Raw genomic sequence first — 319 nt, forward strand, 5'->3', positions numbered from 1 at the left:
TCCCTGAGTAACTCTCAAGAATTATCCTAAACAATCTTTTTCTATTATTGACTTTATTTATGACCACCTACTTAGCAAGATTTATCCGCAGTGCGATTTCCCTGATCAATGGACGTTTAGCAATGATTTAAAAGCAATGCTAAATGTAAATTTTTGAAAATAGATGAACCTAAAATTTATAAAATAAACTATGATGAATCCTGATAATATAATAACTTTAAATAACTATGGTAGAGCATTAGCAAAATCTGGAAATAATCAAAAAGCTTGTGAAATTTTTGAGCAGTCCTTACAACTTGAACCTAATAATATAATAACT

At 28.2% G+C, this 319-nt stretch carries 1 protein-coding gene; it reads left to right on the forward strand.

Translation table 11 applies throughout. The features are described 5' to 3' along the window. Nucleotides 1-193: 193 nt before the first annotated feature. Nucleotides 194-319: tetratricopeptide repeat protein (locus PL9631_RS27455; protein ID WP_407947610.1), on the forward strand; the 126-nt coding region annotated here is incomplete at its 3' end.

Source organism: Planktothrix paucivesiculata PCC 9631, assembly GCF_900009265.2.
GTDB lineage: Bacteria > Cyanobacteriota > Cyanobacteriia > Cyanobacteriales > Microcoleaceae > Planktothrix > Planktothrix paucivesiculata.